We start from the raw sequence: 18,064 nt of genomic DNA, 5'->3' as shown, positions 1-18,064 counted from the left end.
CCTATGGCGTCATGGGCTCCTGCGCACTACCTTGACGTTCATGGCTCGTTCTCCCTCGCCCCCCTCGCCCAAGCCCGTTCACGTGCCCGGCCAGAGCGCCGCCCAGGGCGCGGGGATGCAGGAGATGGCCGCGCCCTTCATCCACGACGCGCCGCGCGGTCGTGGAAACAAGGCCATGCCGATGTTCGCGCCCGTCGCCGGCCCGCGCCTGACGCCGGAAATACCGCCCGCCGCCCCGGCCGACTGGGTTCCGCACCGCCCCTCGCGCGAAAGCGCGAAGAAGGGCGGCCGCTTCCGGCTGGAGACGAAATACACCCCCGCCGGGGATCAGCCCGCCGCCATCGCCGAACTGTCCGCCATGGCCGAGGCCGGCGAGCGCGATCAGGTCCTGCTGGGCGTCACCGGTTCCGGCAAGACCTTCACCATGGCCAAGGTCATCGAACAGACCCAGCGCCCGGCCCTGATCCTGGCCCACAACAAGACGCTGGCCGCCCAGCTCTATTCCGAGTTCAAGGCCTTCTTCCCCGACAACGCGGTCGAGTATTTCGTCAGCTACTACGACTACTACCAGCCCGAGGCCTACGTCCCGCGCACCGACACCTACATCGAGAAGGACAGCTCGATTAACGAGCAGATCGACCGGATGCGCCACGCGGCCACCCGCGCGATCCTGGAGCGCGACGACGTCATCGTGGTCGCCTCGGTCAGTTGCATCTACGGCATCGGCTCGGTCGAGACCTACACCGCCATGACCTTCACCCTGAAGGTCGGCGACACCATCGACGAAGCCAAGCTGCGCGCCGACCTGATCGCCCTGCAGTACAAGCGCAACGACCTGAATTTCGAGCGCGGCATGTTCCGCAAGCGCGGCGACGTGCTGGAGATCTTCCCCGTCCACATGGAAGACCGCGCCTGGCGCATCCAGCTGTTCGGCGACGAACTGGAGTCCATCCAGGAGTTCGATCCCCTGACCGGCAAGAAGACCGCCGAACTGGACGAGGTCACCGTCTACGCCGCCAGCCACTACGTCACCCCGCGCCCGTCGCTGAACCAGGCCATCACCGGCATCAAGGAGGAGTTGAAGGAGACGCTCGACTGGATGAACGAGAACGGCAAGCTGCTGGAGGCCCAGCGGCTGGAGCAGCGCGTCCGCTTCGATCTGGAGATGATGGAAGCCACCGGCTCCTGCGCCGGTATCGAGAACTACAGCCGCTGGCTGACCGGCCGCGCGCCGGGCGAGCCGCCGCCCACCTTCTTCGAATACATCCCCGACAACGCCCTGCTGTTCGTGGACGAGAGCCACGTCACCGTGGGTCAGATCGGCGCCATGTTCAAAGGCGACTACAGCCGCAAATCCACCCTGGCCGAATACGGCTTCCGCCTGCCGTCAGCCATCGACAACCGCCCGCTGAAGTTCGACGAATGGGACGCCATGCGGCCCCAGACGGTCCACGTCTCAGCCACCCCCGGCAGTTGGGAGATGGAGCGCACCGGCGGCGTCTTCGTCGAACAGGTCATCCGCCCCACCGGCCTGATCGACCCTCCGGTCGAGATCCGCCCCGTCTCCGGCGCCACCCGCAACCAGGTCGACGACGTCATCGACGAGGTCAAGGCCACCAGCCGCGCGGGCTACCGCTCCCTGGTCACCACCCTGACCAAGAAGATGGCCGAGGACCTGACCGAATACATGCACGAGCAGGGGGTGCGCGTCCGCTACATGCACTCCGACGTCGACACGCTTGAGCGCATCGAGATCCTGCGCGACCTGCGGCTCGGCGCCTTCGACGTGCTGATCGGCATCAACCTGCTGCGCGAGGGCCTCGACATCCCCGAGTGCGGCCTGGTCGCCATCCTCGACGCGGACAAGGAAGGCTTCCTGCGTTCGGAAACCTCCCTGATCCAGACCATTGGACGTGCAGCGCGCAACGTCGACGGCCGCGTCATCCTCTACGCCGACAAGATGACCGGCTCGATGGAGCGCGCCATCGCCGAGACCAACCGCCGCCGCGACAAGCAGCAGGCCTACAACCTCGAACACGGCATCACGCCCGAAAGCGTCAAGCGCGACATCAAGGACATCCTCGAAAGCCCCTACGAGTCCCGCGACCTCGACCAGCTGACCCGCCCCGGCGTCGCCGAAGCGGCCAAGCCCTTCGTCGGCTCCAACTTCCAGGCCGCCCTCAAGGACCTCGAAGGCCGCATGCGCGAGGCCGCCGCCAACCTCGAGTTCGAGGAAGCCGCCCGCCTGCGCGACGAGATCAAGCGCATGAAGCTCCTCGACCTCGAATTCGCCAACGAAGCCCTCACCGGCGCGGGCGAAACCGTGGACAAGTCAGCCCCCAAACGCTGGCGCGCCGAAGCCGCAGCCGAAAAGGCGGAGGCGTTCAGGAAGGGGCGGTAAACTCGACCGCCGCCTTCCAGCGCAAGCACGACGAGGTGGCGGCGCGCGGCAAGGCGTCGCCCTTCATCTCCGATTCATGATGCGTCGGTGCAACATGGGCCGCCTGCCGCAAGCTTGGCCGCAAATCGGTTGCGACCTTGCGGCGAAAATGCGGCATGGTGCGTTACGGAGATACGCGATGACCAAATCGAGCAACCCCGACAATGAGACCCGCGCCAATCTGCGCGTCGTTTCTTCGCCTGAAGCCGAGGTCTATGACCTGATGCGTGCGCCCGAAACGACCGCCGAGCGCGTCAAACGCCTCCAGGCCGAGGCGCGCGCCCTGGCGCTCGAACAGGTCGAGGCCCTGGAAGAGGTGTTGCTCAAGGCGGCGGACATGGCGCGTGAGATCGCCGATGGCGGCGACGCCTATCCCGTCGGCGCCCGCGAACTGGCGCACCGCCTGGTCCAGGACCTGCCCGCCAAGGCCGAAACCATGAAGGCCATCATCGCCAAGAGCCATCCTTGATGCTGTAGGCCGCGGTCAGAAGGCTTCGCCTTCTCGACCCGACGCGGCCTCGGCGCTTCGCGCGGCCCTGGCGAAGAAACGCGCTGTCAGCCAACGATGTCGGAAAACTCAGGATGCCGCTTGAGCCACGCCACCGCATAGCTGCAGTGCGGGATCAGGGTCAGCTTCTCGGCGCGGGCGTGTTCGGCCAGGGCCTGCATGAACCGGCCCGCCGCGCCTGAGCCGCGCAGGGCCGGGTGGGCCTCGACGTGCAGGATGACGCGGGCGTGGCCGCGGATGGCGTACTCGGCCCAGACGGGATGCGCGTTCCCCTCGGCGTCAGCGAACTCCTGCTGGAAGCGGCGGTCGGCGGGCTGGTCGCGGAAGGCGGTCACGAAAAGGCTCCTCAGATCAGGCCGGTCGGTCGTTCAACAGGGCCAGCAGACCCAGAACGCTTTTCACCGTGAACCAGATCGACACCAGCAGCAAAAGAAGCCCGAACAGCAGCAGGAAGGGAATGCCGATCAGCAGAACAGAGGCCACGGCGCTGACCGCGATCAGGCCCCACAGCACGACGCTGACCCAGAAGACCGACCAGAACAGGCTGATCTGCGCCTCGATATGCCGGGCCGCCAGCCCCGTCGCCGAACCCCGGCAGGCATAGGCCACGATCAGGCCCGCCAGCACCAGCAGGTTCGCGCTCGGGATCGACAGGATATAGAGGATCCAGGCCAGAACGGCCCCGTCTCGACCATTGCCGCGCGCCTCGGAAATCTGATCGGTCATGACAGGCCTCAGTAGAACAGACGCAGCGGATGGCGGATCGGGCGGCCTTCCAGCAGGTCCTTCAAACCCAGGGCGCCGCGCAGGATGGTCCACACCGCCATAACGAACAGCACGAACACCCCGACGTTGATCAGGATCAGCACCACCCCGCCGACGATGGCGGCTACGGCGGCCATCAGGGTCCGCTGCTGGAAGATGAAATGGCTGCGCGCCACCGGATCGGCGGGCGGGGCCTTGCGCCAGACCCGCAGCAGGCCGATCGCCGCCGCTACGCCGAAGGTCGGCACCGCGAACAGGATCAGGGCGTAGCCGACATAGAGGCTGGTCAGGTCGCCGGCCTGGTCGGACGAGGCCGCGCTGTTGCTGCTGTAATCGCCGGACTGAACCATCGGAACCTCTTGAACGAGGCGGGACAATGGCGGGACCGACGGCCCCGCGCAACCGGCCTCAGCGCGAATAGGCGACTTCGCAGCCCGCCGCCGCCGCGCCGGGGATGGCGCCGGGCTTTTCGATGCGCACCTTGACCGCCAGGACACGATGATCGGTCAGGCAGGCCAAAGCGATGCGCTCGGCGAAGGTCTCGACCAGGGCGATGTGCTCGCCCGCCGCCAGATCACGGGCGATGCGGGCCACGCCCTCATAGTCCAGGGTGTCGGACAGGGTGCGGATCGGGGCGGCGCCCAGGTCCAGCTCGACATCGACGAACAGGGGTTGCAGCCGGCCGTGCTCGTGGGCGTGAACGCCGATGGCGGCCTGAACCTCCAGACCGCGCACCAGCACGGTCAGGCCCAGACGACGCGGCTCGGACGCCGTGAAGGGCGTGACGACGGCGCTCACGACCAAGTCTCCGGCGGCAGAAGGTCATTGATGCTGAAATCGGCCCGGTCACACCAGTCGCCCAGCTTCCACGCTCGCTCGGCCTCGGTCAGACCGCGCGTCAGCACGGTATTGGTCGGCGTCTCCTCGATGGCCAGTTCGGCCAGACGGAAGGGCAGGCCCTCGGCGGCCAGGATGGCCTCCAGCTTGCGCCACAGGGCGATGACCAGGGCCTCGGTCGTGGGATCCCCGTCGATGGTCAGGACCTGGTTCAGCCGCTGCGGCTCATGCGCCTGGAACCAGCCCAACAGCGGGTCGGCGCAGTTCAGCTGGAAGGCATGGTCCAGGCTGCGATCGACGAAGCCGTGCCAGCGCCGCTTCAGGTTCTCGAACGAGGCGGCGTGGTTCGAGCGGCCGAAGGCGATCTCGGCCGTCGGCTCCAGCGTCACCTTGACGAACTCGTTGTGCCCATGCGGCACGGCGCACTTCGACCCCGCATCGGCGATCAGCCGGTGCGCCATCGAGAAGCGGCGGGTGAACTGGACGGCAGGCATCAGGGGCAAGGGTTCCGAAAACGCAGTCGCCCCATATAGGCGCCGCGAAGGGTTCGCGCATCAACACCCTGACGACGGCGAAGTAAAGGCGCGTTCAGGGAACCGGGATTCCGTCGAAGGCCACGTCACGCCCTCTGCCGATCAGGGTCTCGCCCCCGTCGATGGTCAGGTTCTGCCCGGTCAGGCTGGGCGTCTCGAGGATGAAGCGCACGGTGCGGGCCACGTCTTCCAGCGAGGCGCCGCGCCCCAGCGGCGTATCGCGCCAGGCGGCTTCATACTCGGCCTCGGTCTGCTCGCCGCTGCGCAGGATCAGGCCGGGCGAGACGCCGCACAGCCGGATGCGGGGCGCCAGCCCCATGGCCAGGGTCCGCGTCAGCCCCGCCAGCCCGACCTTGCCCGCCGTATAGGCGAAGAAGTCCGGGTTCGGACTATCGACCTTGTGATCCAGGATATTGACCACCACCCCCTGCCCGTCGGCCGCCTCGACCGCCTTGGCGAAGTCGCGGATCAGGAAGACCGGCGCGGTCAGGTTGGAGGCCAGATGCTCGGCCCACGACGCCTCGGTCAGTGTGGGCAGGGTATCATAGCGAAACAGGGAGGCGTTGTTGATCAGGGCGTCGATGCGCCCGAAGTGGCCAACGACGCGGCCGATCAGAGCGTCGCGTTCCGCCGCTTGGTTCAGGTCCGCCTGAAAGGCCGCGACGCGCACGCCCTTGGCGGACAGCTCGGCGGACAGCGCCGTCGCTTCTTCGGCCCCACCGCGATGGTGGACAGCCACGTCCCAACCCGCCTCGGCCAGGGCCCGCGCGATCCCGGCGCCGACGCGCCGCGCGGCCCCGGTGATCAGCACCGTCTTGTTCAGGGGATCGCCCATTCAGCCCGGCCTGCGGCGGAAAATTTCCACGCCGGCCGCAGCGGCCTCGGGGAAGATGTCCGGCTTGGTGATCCGCACGCGGCAGGCCTCGACCGGCGGCAGATTGAAGCAGACGCCGATCAGTTCCTCGACCAGGGTCTCCAGCAGCTCGACATGGTCACGCCCGCGCCAGCTAGCGATGTGATCGCGCACCCGGTCGTAATCGATGAAACCGACCTCCGGCCCAGTCTTGGGCAAAGGCCAGGCGGCGAACATCTCGACATTGACGATCAGCCGCGTGGGGCGCTCGGGGTGCCGCTCCCACGGGTGCAGGCCGATGCGCACATCGACCGCCACATCCGACAACAGGACGCGGACCTGGTCCCCGGCGTTGCGCCAGTCGAACCCGCCCGCGCCGGAAGCGGATTCAGTCAACCCGGCCGAACTCGTAGAAGTTCACGGCGGCGATGACGGCGATGAAGGTGAAGATGATGCCGATGGCCAGCATGGGAAGGCTCCTGTTCAAAGCTTCGCATAGAGGCAGAGGCGCGACTGTTCAAGCCGCCCCGCCAAAGCCTATCGTCTCGCCATGACCACCTGGCGCACCCGAATCGAGCCCTTCACCCGGCCGCTCTTCTTCGCCGTCTCGCGGATGCAGCGGGGCATGACGCTGGGCGTGCGCGGCGTGGCGACGGATGGCGAAGGTCGAGTGCTGCTGGTCAAGCATACCTATCTGCACGGCTGGTGGCTGCCGGGCGGCGGGGTTGACCGGGGCGAGACCACTCACGCCGCCGTGGTCCGCGAACTGCGCGAGGAAGCCGGGCTGATCGCCAGAAGCGAGCCGCGTCTGATCTCGGTCCATTCCAACGAGCGCTTCTTTCCCGGCGATCACGTCCTGGTCTTCGCCATCGACGCCTTCGACATGACCGAGCGCACCAGCCACGGCGAGATCGCCGAGATCGGCTGGTTCGCCCCCGACGCCCTGCCCGAGGATACGACCCGCGCCACCCGCGACCGCCTGGCCGAGATCTTCGGCGGCGCGCCCGCCGATCCGAACTGGTAGGGTCCGCCCATGCAGGCTCCGATCCTCGTCTTTCTGACCTTGCTGCTGGCGGGCGCCGCCACGGCCTTGCAGGGGCCGACCAACGCCCGGCTGGTCACGGCGGTCGGCTCGCCGCTGAACGCCGCCTTCGTCTCCTTCGCCGTCGGCACGGTGGCCCTGGGCCTGCTGGCCATGATCCTGCAGGCGCGCCCGGACGTCGGGGCGATGAAGGCTCTGCCCTGGTGGGCGTGGATGGGCGGGCTCTATGGCTGCGCCTTTGTGGTCTCCGCCGCCTGGGGCGTGCCTCGCCTTGGCGTGGCGACCACCATCACTGTCATGATCGCGGGCCAGCTATTGCTCAGCCTTGCCCTCGACCACTTCGGCGCTCTCGGCGTCGAGAAACAGCCCTTGAGCCTGGGTCGGATCGCGGGGGTCGCCCTGGTGATCGGCGGCGTGGTTCTGGTTCGCCGGTCCTGAGCCTATATCCGCCCCGATGACCGACGAGACGATAGACACCGCCGCGACCGAGGACCTGCCGCTTCAGGCGACCGCCCTGATCGCCGACGAGGCGCGCCGCGCCCCCGACAAGCCCGGCGTCTATCGCATGTACGGCGAGGACGGCGACTGCCTCTATGTCGGCAAGGCCAAGTCGCTGAAGAAGCGCATCGTCCAGTATGCGCAGGGCCGCTTCCACACCCAGCGCATCGGCCTGATGGTGTCGCTGACCCGGTCGATGGAGTTGGTGGTCACCACCACCGAGACCGAGGCCCTGATCCTCGAGGCCGGCTACATCAAGCGGCTGAAGCCCCGCTTCAACGTCCTGTTGAAGGACGACAAGTCCTTCGCCGAGATCATGATCCGGCGCGATCACCGCGCGCCCCAGGTGAGGAAGCATCGCGGCGCCCACACCACGCCGGGCGCCTATTTCGGCCCCTTCGCCTCGACCTGGGCGGTCAACCGGACGCTGAACACCCTGCAGAAGGCCTTTCTGCTGCGCACCTGTTCGGACAGCGTCTACGAGACGCGCACCCGGCCCTGCATGCTGCATCAGATCAAGCGCTGCTCGGCGCCCTGCACCGGCCTGATTTCGCTGGAGGACTACGGCGATCTGGTGAAGGAAGCCGAGGCCTTCCTGCGCGGCAAGTCGCGCGCCGTCATCGCCCGCCTGTCCGCCGAGATGCAGACGGCCTCGGACGAGATGGAGTTCGAGCACGCGGCGCGAGTGCGCGACCGCATCCGCGCCCTGTCGGCCATCGCCATGGAATCGGGCCTCAACGCCGAGGGCGTCGGCGACGCCGAGGCCGACGTCTTCGCCCTGCACTCCGAGGGCGGTCAGGCCTGCGTCCAGGTCTTCTTCTATCGCGCGGGCCAGAACTGGGGCGGGCGCGCCTATTTCCCGCGCATCGACAAGTCGGACACCGATCCCGAAATCCTCGGCGCCTTCCTGGCGCAGTTCTACGAGGACAAGCCGATCCCGCGGCAGATCCTTTCCAACGTGCGCCCGCACGAACTGGAGCTGCTGCAAGAGGCCTTCACCCTGAAGTCGGGCCGAAAGGTCGAGATCGCCCGCCCCCAGCGCGGCGAGAAGCTGGCCGTCGTGGACTACGCCCTGACCAACGCCCGCGAGGCCCTGGGCCGCAAGCTGGCCGAGAACTCGGCCACGTCGAAGATCCTGGACGAGGTCTGCGAGGTCTTCGAGCTGGTGGCGCGGCCCGAGCGGATCGAGGTCTATGACAACGCTCACATCCAGGGGACCAACGCGGTCGGCGGCATGATCGTCGCGGGCCCCGAGGGCTTCCGCAAGAACCAGTACCGCAAGTTCAACATCCGCGGCGACGACCTGACCCCCGGCGACGACTACGGCATGATGCGTGAGGTCATGCGCCGACGTTTCGGCAAGATGATCAAGGACGAGGAGGCCGGCGAGATCGTCGAGCGGCCTGACCTGCTGCTGATCGACGGCGGGGCGGGACAGCTGGCCGAGGTGCTGGCGGTGCTGGCCGATCTGGGCGTCGACGACATCACCGCCGTCGGCGTGGCCAAGGGGCCGGACCGGGATGCGGGCAAGGAGCATTTCTTCATGCCCGGCAAGCCGCCCTTCATGCTGCCGATGAAGAGCCCGGCCCTCTATTACATCCAGCGCCTGCGCGACGAGGCCCACCGCTTCGCCAACGGCGCCCACGCCAAGCGCCGTTCGATGGACATCAGCAAGAACCCGCTGGACGAGATCGAGGGCGTCGGCCCGTCCCGCAAGAAGGCCCTGCTGCACGCCTTCGGCTCGGCCAAGGGGGTGTCGCGCGCCTCGGTGGCCGACCTGGTCAAGGTCCCCGGCGTCAATCAGTCGCTGGCCGAGCGCATTCATGGCTTCTTCCACAAGTCCTGAAACACATGCATTTGCGGTTGAGCCGCGACGGGTCGCGGGTCTAGGAAGGCGCTCATGACCAATGAACTGATCAAGGGCTATCACCGCTTCCGCCAGAACCGGTGGCCGTCCGAACGCGCCGAATACGAGGCCCTGGCCACGAACGGCCAGAAGCCGCACACCCTGGTCGTGGCCTGTTCCGACAGCCGCGCCGACCCGGCCCTGATCTTCGACACCGCGCCGGGCGAACTGTTCGTGGTGCGCAACGTCGCCAACCTGGTCCCGCCCTATGAGCCGGACGGCAAGCTGCACGGCGTCTCGGCGGCGCTGGAGTTCGGCGTCAACGTGCTGAAGGTCCAGCACGTGGTGGTCATGGGCCACGCCTCGTGCGGGGGGGTCAACGCCATGCGCAACGGCGCCCCGTCCAACTGCCAGGACTTCGTCGCCCCCTGGGTCGCCCAGGGCGTGCCCGCCGTCAGCGCCGCCCTAGAGGGCGTGGCCGCCGACGAGCAGGAGACGGTGGCCGAAGAGGCCGTGGTGCGCCTGTCGCTGGACAACCTGCGCACCTTCCCCTGGATCGCCGAGAAGGAAGCCGCGGGCGAGTTGCGTCTCAGCGGCCTGCACTTCGGCATCGCCGCCGGCCTCCTGACCAAGCTGACGGGCGCCAAGCGATTCGAGCGGCTGGACTAGGCCGCAGAAGGGCGGCAGGTCGTCGCCCCGCCCTGCTCTCGCATCGGGCGGCGAACCATGCCACACCGCAGGCGTTGCAATGGACGTGATGATGACCTCTGCCCACAAAGCCAATCCGATCCCGAACATCCTGACCAGCATCCGTCTGGCGGCCGGGGTGGTCATGTTCCTGCTGCTGGCGGGCGCGACCAGCGGGGTCCCCTTCTTCTCGGCCATGCTGAGCCCGGACGACCAGTTCGCCCTGTACCGGACGGGCTTCTGGATCTTCGTCATCGCCGCCTCGACCGACTGGGTCGACGGCTATCTGGCCCGTCGCTGGCACGCCGAGACGCGCTGGGGGGCCATCCTGGACCCGATCGCCGACAAGATCCTGGTCACGGGCGCCATCCTGGGCGTGCTGACCTCGGGCTCGGTGCAGCAGATCATCATCCCCTGCGGCCTGATCCTGTTCCGCGAGTTCGCCGTCTCGGCCCTGCGCGAGACCATGGCCGGACGCATCAACCTGCCCGTCACCCTGGCCGCCAAGTGGAAGACGACGCTGCAGATGGTGGCCCTGGGCTGCCAGCTGTTCGCCCGCAACTGGGACGGCTGGGGCCTGCCCTTCGACTACCTGCCCCACTTCCAACTGTTCTCGGACGCCCTGATCTGGCTGGCCGCCATCGTCACCCTGTGGACCGGCTGGCAGTATTTCAGCGCCGCCCAGAAGCAGATGCGGGATCTCTGAAAACCTTCCTTCTCCCCTTGAGGGAGAAGGTGTCGTGCGAAGCATGACGGATGAGGGGTGTCGGCGGCGCGGTCTGAGATGTCAGGCTGGCCGCCGTCACCCCTTTTTCATGAGGTCGCGCTGACACCCCTCATCCGAGCGCCTGCGGCGCCCACCTTCTCCCTCAAGGGGAGAAGGGTGTCAGAGCGCCTTTTCCATGACCACGAAGGTCAGGTCTCGGTCGGACAGACCAAAGGTGGTCTCGTCCAACGGGAAGGGGCGGGTTTCGCCGGTCAGGGCGTAGCCGCGGCGTTCATACCAGGCGATCAGTTCAGACCGCTGGCGAATGACCGTCATCTCCATACGAGTCGCAGCGAAGCGGCTGCGGGCCTCGGCCTCGGCGGCCTCGATCAGCAGGCGGCCCAGGCCGCCCGCCTGACGGGTCGGATCGACGGTCAGCAGGCCGAGATAGGCCAGGCCGTCGCCCTGATCCGCCACCTGAACGCAGCCGATCAGAACGCCCTCGACCTCGGCCAGCAGGATGACCCGGCTGGCGTCGGCGAGGATGTCGAGCAGTTCAGCCTCGTCGGTGCGCTGGCCGCCCAGCAGGTCGGCTTCGTGGGTCCAGCCGGCCTTGGCGCTGTCGCCGCGATAGGCGCTTTCGATCAGGCGGTGCAGCGCCGCCACATCCGAAGACGTGGCGGGCCGAAAGGTCGGGGCGATCAACGACGGGCCCGGCGCGGCGCGACCTTGGGAGCCACGCCCAGTTCCTGGATCAGGTGATCCATGCCGTAGACGTCGCGCAGGGCCGTGGTCACGGCCTGGGTGGTGACGATGACGCTGCGGTTGACGTTGCGGTCATAGCCGTAGGCGTTGCGCTGGGTCAGGACGGTGGAGTCGAAGTTGGCGCCGATGATCTCGCCCTTGGCGTTCACCGCGGGCGAGCCGGACGAGCCGCCGATGGTGTCCGACGACACGGCCATGTTCATCACCGCGTTCGGGTCGATGCGGTCCTTGGCGGCCAGCAATTTCGGCGCGACGTTGAAGGGCTCGGCCCCCGTCGCACGGTCCCACAGGCCGGCGAAGGTGGTGAAGGCGCCGATGCGCTGTCCCGGAACGTCCGTGCCCTCGACCCGGCCATAGGTCAGGCGGAGTGTCCCGGTGGCGTCGGGATAGACGGCGTCGCCGAAGGCGGCGAAGCGGGCGGCGGCCAGTTGTTCAGAGGCGCGATCGGTCGGCGCCTTGACCTTGTTGTCCCAGTCGGCGCGCACGGCGCGGGCGTCGGCGTCGATGGCCAGGACGTACTGGATCAGCGGATCGGTCGAGGCCTGAACGGCGGGCAGGCCGCCTTCCCACAGGGCGCGGCGCACGGCCGGATCAGCCAGTTTGGTGCCGGTGATCAGGCGGGCCGACAGGTCCTCGGGGCTTTCCTTGCCCAGCAGGGTGCGGACATAGGGGCTATCGACGGTCAGCCATTCGCGGGTCTTGGACAGCCACCATTCCAGACGGATCTGCTCCAGCGCCGCATAGGTCGGACGCTCGGCGAAGAGGCCGGACTGGACGCCCGGCAGACGGCTGTCGGCGAACTCGCCCAGACGCTGGTCCGACGGCTTGGCGCGTTCCTGGGCGCCGCGCACGATGGCTCGCGCCCACTGGAACAGGGACGAACCGCCCGCCACCGAGGTCGTGCCCATGCCGGTGCCGCCTTCCAGCAGGGCCATCGGGGCGTAGAGTTCGCGCGCGATCGGTTGCACCTCGGCAAGGGCGGCCCAGGGATCGCCAACCTGACCCGACAGGGCCTCGTTCTCGGCCACGCGGCGGCGGAAGACGGTCTCCTGACCGGCCAGCTGGTCCATGAAGGCCGGGTCGATCAGGGCGGCCATGCGACCGCGACCGCGCTTGTAGGTGTTTTCGACGCCGACGATGGGGTCCATGGCGATGAAGGCCTGCTCGTCGCCTTCCTCGGAATAGCGGATCAGGCGGCCCCGCAGTTCGGAGGCGATCAGCTGATCCATCGGCAGGACCACGTCGCGGATGGTCATCAGCTGCGCTTGCGTCAGCAGGCGCTGGGTCGAGCCGGGGTTGCCGGTGATGAAGACGGGCTCGCCCTCGGTCAGCTTGTCCGGGTTCCAGGTGAAGTGGGTCGGGGTCAGGGCGGGCTTGCCGTCCTCATAGAGGCGGATGAAGGCGGCATCGATGGCGAAGCGCGGGAAGGAGAAGTTGTCCAGATCGCCGCCGAACGTCGCGGCGCGGTCTTCCGGCGCCCAGGCCAGACGCACGTCGGAGTATTTGCGGAACTTGTAGAGCTTGAACTGACCGCCGCGATACAGGCTGACGACCTGGCAGCGGATCTTGGGATCGGAACCGCAGGCCTCGGTCTCGATGCGGCCGGCCTCGGCCTCGCGCGCCTGGGTGAAGGCCTGACCGTCCAGACCCTCGCCCGCCTTCTGCACGCGCGCGGTCACGTCGGTGATGTCGGTCAGGATTTCAGCCGAACCGCCGGGGCATTTCAGCTCCTCCTCACGGCTCTTCGGCGTGAAGCCGGTCTCGGCGTATTGCAGCTGCGGCGTGGACAGGTTGGCGACGCAGGTGGCGACGCAGTGATTGTTGGTCATCACCAGGCCCTCGCCGGAGATGACGCCCGCCGAGCAGCCGCCGAACTTGACCGACGACAGGCGGACGCGGTCCAGCCAGCTCTGATCGATCGAGGTCCCCAGCGTCTGGTTGGCGCGGACGATGGGGAAGTTGTCGTAGGTCCACATGCCCTCTTCGGCCTTTGCGGAAGAGGCGGCGGCGAAGGCCAGGACGGCGGCCGAGGCGAAGAACATGTGACGCATGGAGAACTCCTGGTTCAGACTCTGGCGAGGAAAAAACAGAGTCCAATTCGTCTGAATAGTCTGAAATCGGCCGGAAGGACGAGAGGGTCTTAGCAGGCCGGTGCGTCAGACGGGGGCGTAATTCCTTCTCCCCTTGAGGGAGAAGGTGGGCGCCGGAGGCGCTCGGATGAGGGGTGTCAGCGCGATGTTACAAAAAAGGGGGCCGACAGCGAGCCTGAAACTCAGACCGCGCCGCCGACACCCCTCATCCGTCATGCTGCGCATGACACCTTCTCCCTCAAGGGGAGAAGGGTCGCGGTAGCGTCCTTAGCGGCGCACGCCCAGTTCGCGCAGCAGGCGCGGCTGGTTGTAGACGGTGCGCAGGGCCTCGGTGACGGCGGCGGTCGAGACCGTCACCGTGCGGTTCAGTTCGCCGTCGTAGCCGAACGAGCCACCCAGCGAGTGGATGTTGCCGTCGAAGGCGGCGCCGATCACTTCACCCTTGGCGTTGATCACCGGCGAGCCGGAGTTGCCGCCGATGATGTCGTTGGTCGAGACGAAGTCATAGACGACGTTCTTGTTGATGCGGCTCTCGGCGTCGACGAAGCGGGCGGCCGCGTTGAACGGCTCGGCGCCGGTGGCGCGCTCGTACAGGCCACCCATGTAGGTGAAGGACGGCACGGTCACGCCGCGATAGGTCCAGCCCTTCACCTGACCATAGGACAGACGCAGCGAGAAGGTCGCGTCGGGATAGAGGTTGTCGCCATAGACGGCGAAGCGGGCCTGGGCGACCTTTTCGGCGGCGCGGGCGGTCGGGCCGTTGACGCCGGCGTCCCACTGGGTGCGGACCGCCTGGGCGGCGTCGTCATTGGCCAGGACGAAGGCGATCATCGGGTCGCCCGAGGCGGCCAGCTGTTCCGGCGTCATCGCAAGCGCCTGAGCGCGGAAGGCCGGGTCGATCAGCTTGGTCTCGACCAGAGCGGCGGCGATGCTCTCGGGATTTTCGCGGCCCAGCATCGACTTCACATTGGCGTTGTCCACGGTCAGGTATTCGCGGGTCTTGGACAGCCAGAAGGACAGCTGGATTTCCTCGACGCCCTTGGCGATCGGGGCTTCCGAGGCCAGGCGACGGCCGAGGGCGGCGATGTCGCTGTCGGCGTAGCCGGCGCGACGTTCAGCGACCGGCTTGGCGCGTTCCTTGGAGGCGCGGACGATGGCGCGGGCGTAGGAGTAGAGGGTCGAACCGCCGCCGGCGTTCCCTTCCAGCTGGCGGTAGGGCAGGTAGAGGTCGCGGGCCGTCGACTGGACCTTCTCCAGATCCGCCCACGGGTCGCCGATGCGCTGGGCCAGGACCGGGTCGGCGGCGACGCGCTGACGCAGCTCGGCTTCTTCCTCGCGTTTCTTGCCCATGAAGGCCGGGTCGGTCAGGGCGCCCTGCTGGCCGTAATAGACCTTGAAGCTGTTCTCGAGGCCGAAGATGGGGTCCAGCGCGACGCGCTTTTCTTCGTCGCCCTGGGTCGAGTACTCGACCAGACGGCCGCGCAGTTCCGAACCCTGGATCAGGGTGACCGGGATCTGCTGGTCACGCAGGCGCTCCAGCTGGCTCATGGTCAGCAGGCGCTGGGTGGTGCCGGGGTTGCCGGCGACGAAGGTGACGTCGCCCTCGGCCGGAGCCTCGGGGTTCCACTTCAGGTGGTTGGGGCTCGAGACCGGCTTGCCGTCCTCGTAGGCGCGCAGGAAGGCGGCATCGAGGGCGTAGCGCGGGAAGTTGAAGTTGTCCGGGTCGCCGCCGAAGAAGGCCGCCTGGAACTCCGGCGCGAAGGCCAGACGCACGTCCTCGTACTTGCGGAACTTGTAGAGGGCGTACTTGCCGCCGCGATAGAAGCTGATGACCTGGCAGGTCAGCTTGCGATCATCGCCACAGGCTTCCTTCTGGATCTTGTCGATCTCGGCCGAGCGGGCGGCGACGAAGGCCGCGCCTTCCAGACCGGCGCCGGCGCCGAGGACGCGCTCGGTCACGTCGGTGATGTCGGTCAGGACCTCGGCTGTCTGGCCGGGGCAAGTCTTCTCTTCCTCACGCGTGGCCGGCATCCAGCCGTTCTTGACGTAGTCGTTCTGGGCCGTGGACAGATCCTGGACGCAGGAGATGACGCAGTGGTGGTTGGTCAGGATCAGACCTTCGCCCGAGACGAACGAGGCCGAGCAGCCCTGCAGGCGGACGGCGGCGTTGCGCACGCGGTCCAGCCACGACTGGTCGATGCGCGTGCCGTACTTGTCGTTCACCGTCTGGATCGGGAAGTTGTCGAAGGTCCACATGCCCTCGTCGGCGCGGGCCGGGGTGGCGGTCGCGCCGGTGACGGCGGCGGCTAGGCCCAGGGCCGCCAGCGAGGCGGTGAAGGAAAAGGTGCGACGAAGCGACATTCAGGCTCTCTCCCGAGCGCAAGGCCCGGCGCCTCGCGTCTGTTATTGTGTAACTAGCGCCGTCCATGAAGGCGCCTCAAGCCCCCTTAGTGCCGCAAGACGCCGGGGGGAAGCCGCAGTCTTACCCCGATTTAACTTGGCCCCGGACCAGCGCGCCGTCAGATAACGCTGCAAGTCAGGGATCAGAAACGCCTTATGTCGCTCGCGCTCTCCACGCTGCTCTTCGAGTAAAGACGTTATATGGCCGCCGTCATGGCGCTGGCCCTTTCGGGTCTGCTCGTGCTGGCGATGACCGGGGTCTTCATCGGCATCGGCAAGGGCTTCACCGCCCAGATCGAGCGCTCGAACGCGGACATCATGATCCTGCAGCCGGGGGCCAAGAGCCTGATCAACGGGCCGTCGGGCGTGCCGCGCCGCTTCATCCCCCTGGCCTACAACCACCCCGCCGTGGTCGAGGTTCAGCCCCTGGACGGCGCCGGCGGCACCTTCCAGTCGGTCAAGGAAGTCGATCCGACCCGCAGCCAGGCGGACAATGCGCGTCAGGGCGCCCCGCGCCAGAAATTCGTCCAGTCCAGCATCATCGACACCACGCCGGGCTCGGTGACCATTCCGACCGACTATTCCCAGGAACTGGTCGACGCCCTGCGCCCGCCCTACACCGTCGCGGTCGATGAGACCGCCCTGACCACCCTGGGCGTCAAGCTGGGCGACAAGGCCCTGTACAATGGTCAGACCGTCACCGTCGTCGGCGTGACGCGCGGCTATCCCAACATGATGCAGCCCGGCGTGGTCATGTCGCGCGACACCCTGCGCATGCTGGGCCAGGCCGACACCGGCCCGCGCGTCGGCCCGCTGATGATCAAGATCAAGGACCCGGCCCAGGCCCCCGCCGTCGTCGCCGAACTGAACAAGATGGGCAACGGCCAGTGGAAGGCCTGGACCCGTCAGGAACTGGCCGACGCCAACGCCGGCGCCATGTTCGAGGAAGGCATCCTGGTCATCATCATCGGCGGCTGCGTGGTGCTGGGCATCATCATCGGCGTGGCCATCACCTGGCAGACCCTGCGCGGCGCCATCATGGCCAACATCAAGGAGTTCGCCTCGCTGCGCGCCCTGGGCGTCGGCATGGGATCGCTTCGCCGCATCGTCATGGAACTGAGCTTCTGGGTCGGGGTGGTCGGCGTCGCCGCCGCCATCGGCCTGACCTGGCTGCTGTCCCTGTTCGCCATGTCCAAGGCGGTCATCATCGCCCTGCCCCTGCCCCTTCTGATCGTGGTGGGCGGCGGCCTGATCGCCATCTCCATGCTGTCGGGCTTCCTCTCGATGGGCATCCTCAAGAAGAGCCAACCTGCGGACCTGCTGCGATGAACATGCATACGAAAGTTCAAGGCAAGCATGGCGAGTTCGCCATCGAGGCCAAGGGTCTGATCAAGCGGTTCAAGTCCGGCAAGAACTATGTCGAGGTCTTGAAGGGCGTGAATTTCGACGCCCGCCACGGCGACCTGACCATGGTCATGGGCCCGTCCGGTTCGGGCAAGTCGACCCTGATCGCCGCCCTGTCCGGGCTATTGAAGCCAGAGGCCGGCCGGGTCGACGCCCTGGACGTCGATGACATGTGGAAACTGTCGTCGGGCCGTCTGGACAAGTTCCGGCTGGACCACTGCGGCTTCATCTTCCAGGGCTTCAACCTGTTCCCGTCGCTCAGCGCCCTGCAACAGGTGACCACGGTGCTGAAGTTCCAGGGTCTGACCCCGGATCAGGCCAGAAAGCGCGCCACCCTGGCGCTGGAGGAAGTGGGTCTGGGCCATCGCCTGCATCAGCGCCCGGCGGCTCTGTCCGGCGGCGAGAAGCAGCGCGTCGCCATCGCCCGCGCCCTGGCCAAGGACCCGCAGATCCTGTTCGCCGACGAACCGACCTCGGCCCTGGACGGCGAAAACGGCCAGGTGGTCATCAAGCTGCTGCGCCGGGCCGCCACCGAGCATGGCGCGGCGGTCATCTGCGTGACCCACGACCCCCGCCTGGAAGCCTGGGCCGACCGGGTCATCCATATCGAAGACGGCGTCATCATCGACGATCAGCGCCGCATTCCCAATCCCGAAGCCGTTCTGGCCTCGCACTAGACACCGATCCTCA

The 18,064-nt window shown here is 67.4% G+C and carries 19 protein-coding genes; 9 read left to right on the top strand and 10 right to left on the bottom strand.

Translation table 11 applies throughout. The features are described from left to right. Positions 1–40: 40 nt before the first annotated feature. Positions 41–2,401, top strand: a complete 2,361-nt coding sequence (gene uvrB, locus IFE19_RS02335; protein ID WP_207825347.1) for an excinuclease ABC subunit UvrB — start codon at positions 41–43, stop codon at positions 2,399–2,401. 178 nt (positions 2,402–2,579) lie between these two features. After that, a complete protein-coding gene (locus tag IFE19_RS02330) occupies positions 2,580–2,909 on the top strand; it encodes a hypothetical protein (RefSeq protein WP_207825345.1) in 330 nt (109 codons plus the stop codon). Between the two features lie 86 nt (positions 2,910–2,995). Here the strand turns inward: IFE19_RS02330 and IFE19_RS02325 are convergent, their stop codons facing one another. The 7 genes from IFE19_RS02325 to IFE19_RS02295 form a co-directional block, all read right to left on the bottom strand. Beyond that, a complete protein-coding gene (locus IFE19_RS02325; RefSeq protein ID WP_207825343.1) occupies positions 2,996–3,283 on the bottom strand; it encodes a GNAT family N-acetyltransferase in 288 nt (95 codons plus the stop codon). 16 nt (positions 3,284–3,299) lie between these two features. Then, positions 3,300–3,674, bottom strand: a complete 375-nt coding sequence (locus IFE19_RS02320) for a hypothetical protein (protein ID WP_207825341.1) — start codon at positions 3,672–3,674, stop codon at positions 3,300–3,302. A gap of 8 nt (positions 3,675–3,682) precedes the next feature. Then, on the bottom strand, positions 3,683–4,063 hold the full coding sequence (locus IFE19_RS02315) for a serine/threonine protein kinase (RefSeq protein WP_207825332.1): 381 nt from the start codon (positions 4,061–4,063) through the stop codon (positions 3,683–3,685). Between the two features lie 58 nt (positions 4,064–4,121). Continuing rightward, a complete protein-coding gene (folB, locus tag IFE19_RS02310; RefSeq protein WP_207825330.1) occupies positions 4,122–4,511 on the bottom strand; it encodes a dihydroneopterin aldolase in 390 nt (129 codons plus the stop codon). Then, positions 4,508–5,044, bottom strand: a complete 537-nt coding sequence (locus IFE19_RS02305; protein ID WP_207827342.1) for a 6-pyruvoyl trahydropterin synthase family protein — start codon at positions 5,042–5,044, stop codon at positions 4,508–4,510. The genes folB and IFE19_RS02305 overlap by 4 nt, the downstream gene beginning before the upstream one ends. A gap of 94 nt (positions 5,045–5,138) precedes the next feature. After that, positions 5,139–5,918 carry an SDR family oxidoreductase gene (locus IFE19_RS02300; RefSeq protein ID WP_207825328.1) on the bottom strand — a complete coding sequence of 260 codons (780 nt, stop codon included), beginning with the start codon at positions 5,916–5,918 and terminating at the stop codon, positions 5,139–5,141. Next, a complete protein-coding gene (locus tag IFE19_RS02295) occupies positions 5,919–6,332 on the bottom strand; it encodes a dihydroneopterin aldolase (protein ID WP_207825326.1) in 414 nt (137 codons plus the stop codon). A gap of 154 nt (positions 6,333–6,486) precedes the next feature. Between IFE19_RS02295 and IFE19_RS02290 the strand changes: the two genes are divergently transcribed. From IFE19_RS02290 to pgsA, 5 genes are all read left to right on the top strand, one after another. Continuing rightward, positions 6,487–6,960, top strand: coding sequence for an NUDIX domain-containing protein (locus IFE19_RS02290; protein WP_207825324.1), 474 nt, complete (start codon positions 6,487–6,489; stop codon positions 6,958–6,960). 9 nt (positions 6,961–6,969) lie between these two features. After that, positions 6,970–7,416: a DMT family transporter gene (locus tag IFE19_RS02285; RefSeq protein WP_207825322.1), complete on the top strand. Its 447-nt coding sequence runs from the start codon at positions 6,970–6,972 to the stop codon at positions 7,414–7,416. A 16-nt stretch (positions 7,417–7,432) separates the two neighbouring features. After that, the gene (uvrC, locus tag IFE19_RS02280) at positions 7,433–9,322 is read left to right on the top strand and encodes an excinuclease ABC subunit UvrC (RefSeq protein WP_207825320.1); all 1,890 of its coding nucleotides are present in this window, start codon (positions 7,433–7,435) and stop codon (positions 9,320–9,322) included. A 54-nt stretch (positions 9,323–9,376) separates the two neighbouring features. Beyond that, positions 9,377–9,991, top strand: coding sequence for a carbonic anhydrase (locus IFE19_RS02275; protein WP_207825319.1), 615 nt, complete (start codon positions 9,377–9,379; stop codon positions 9,989–9,991). A 91-nt stretch (positions 9,992–10,082) separates the two neighbouring features. After that, the gene (gene pgsA, locus IFE19_RS02270) at positions 10,083–10,715 is read left to right on the top strand and encodes a CDP-diacylglycerol--glycerol-3-phosphate 3-phosphatidyltransferase (RefSeq protein ID WP_105562722.1); all 633 of its coding nucleotides are present in this window, start codon (positions 10,083–10,085) and stop codon (positions 10,713–10,715) included. 180 nt (positions 10,716–10,895) lie between these two features. Here pgsA and IFE19_RS02265 read toward each other — a convergent pair whose 3' ends face one another. The 3 genes from IFE19_RS02265 to IFE19_RS02255 form a co-directional block, all read right to left on the bottom strand. After that, positions 10,896–11,420, bottom strand: a complete 525-nt coding sequence (locus tag IFE19_RS02265; RefSeq protein WP_207825317.1) for a GNAT family N-acetyltransferase — start codon at positions 11,418–11,420, stop codon at positions 10,896–10,898. Continuing rightward, entirely contained in the window at positions 11,417–13,531 is a 2,115-nt protein-coding gene (locus tag IFE19_RS02260; RefSeq protein WP_207825316.1) for a S46 family peptidase, read from the bottom strand. The genes IFE19_RS02265 and IFE19_RS02260 overlap by 4 nt, the downstream gene beginning before the upstream one ends. A gap of 306 nt (positions 13,532–13,837) precedes the next feature. After that, the gene (locus IFE19_RS02255; RefSeq protein WP_207825314.1) at positions 13,838–15,931 is read right to left on the bottom strand and encodes a S46 family peptidase; all 2,094 of its coding nucleotides are present in this window, start codon (positions 15,929–15,931) and stop codon (positions 13,838–13,840) included. Between the two features lie 240 nt (positions 15,932–16,171). Here IFE19_RS02255 and IFE19_RS02250 point away from each other — a divergent pair, with 240 nt between their 5' ends. Continuing rightward, on the top strand, positions 16,172–17,299 hold the full coding sequence (locus IFE19_RS02250) for an ABC transporter permease (protein ID WP_207825312.1): 1,128 nt from the start codon (positions 16,172–16,174) through the stop codon (positions 17,297–17,299). Next, entirely contained in the window at positions 17,296–18,051 is a 756-nt protein-coding gene (locus IFE19_RS02245) for an ABC transporter ATP-binding protein (RefSeq protein WP_207825310.1), read from the top strand. Before IFE19_RS02250 ends, IFE19_RS02245 begins: the two co-directional genes overlap by 4 nt. Positions 18,052–18,064 lie beyond the last annotated feature (13 nt).

This window comes from Brevundimonas pondensis (assembly GCF_017487345.1).
Lineage (GTDB): Bacteria > Pseudomonadota > Alphaproteobacteria > Caulobacterales > Caulobacteraceae > Brevundimonas > Brevundimonas pondensis.
Note: the sequence above shows the minus strand (reverse complement) of the source record. Positions and strands in the feature narration are given on the sequence as shown.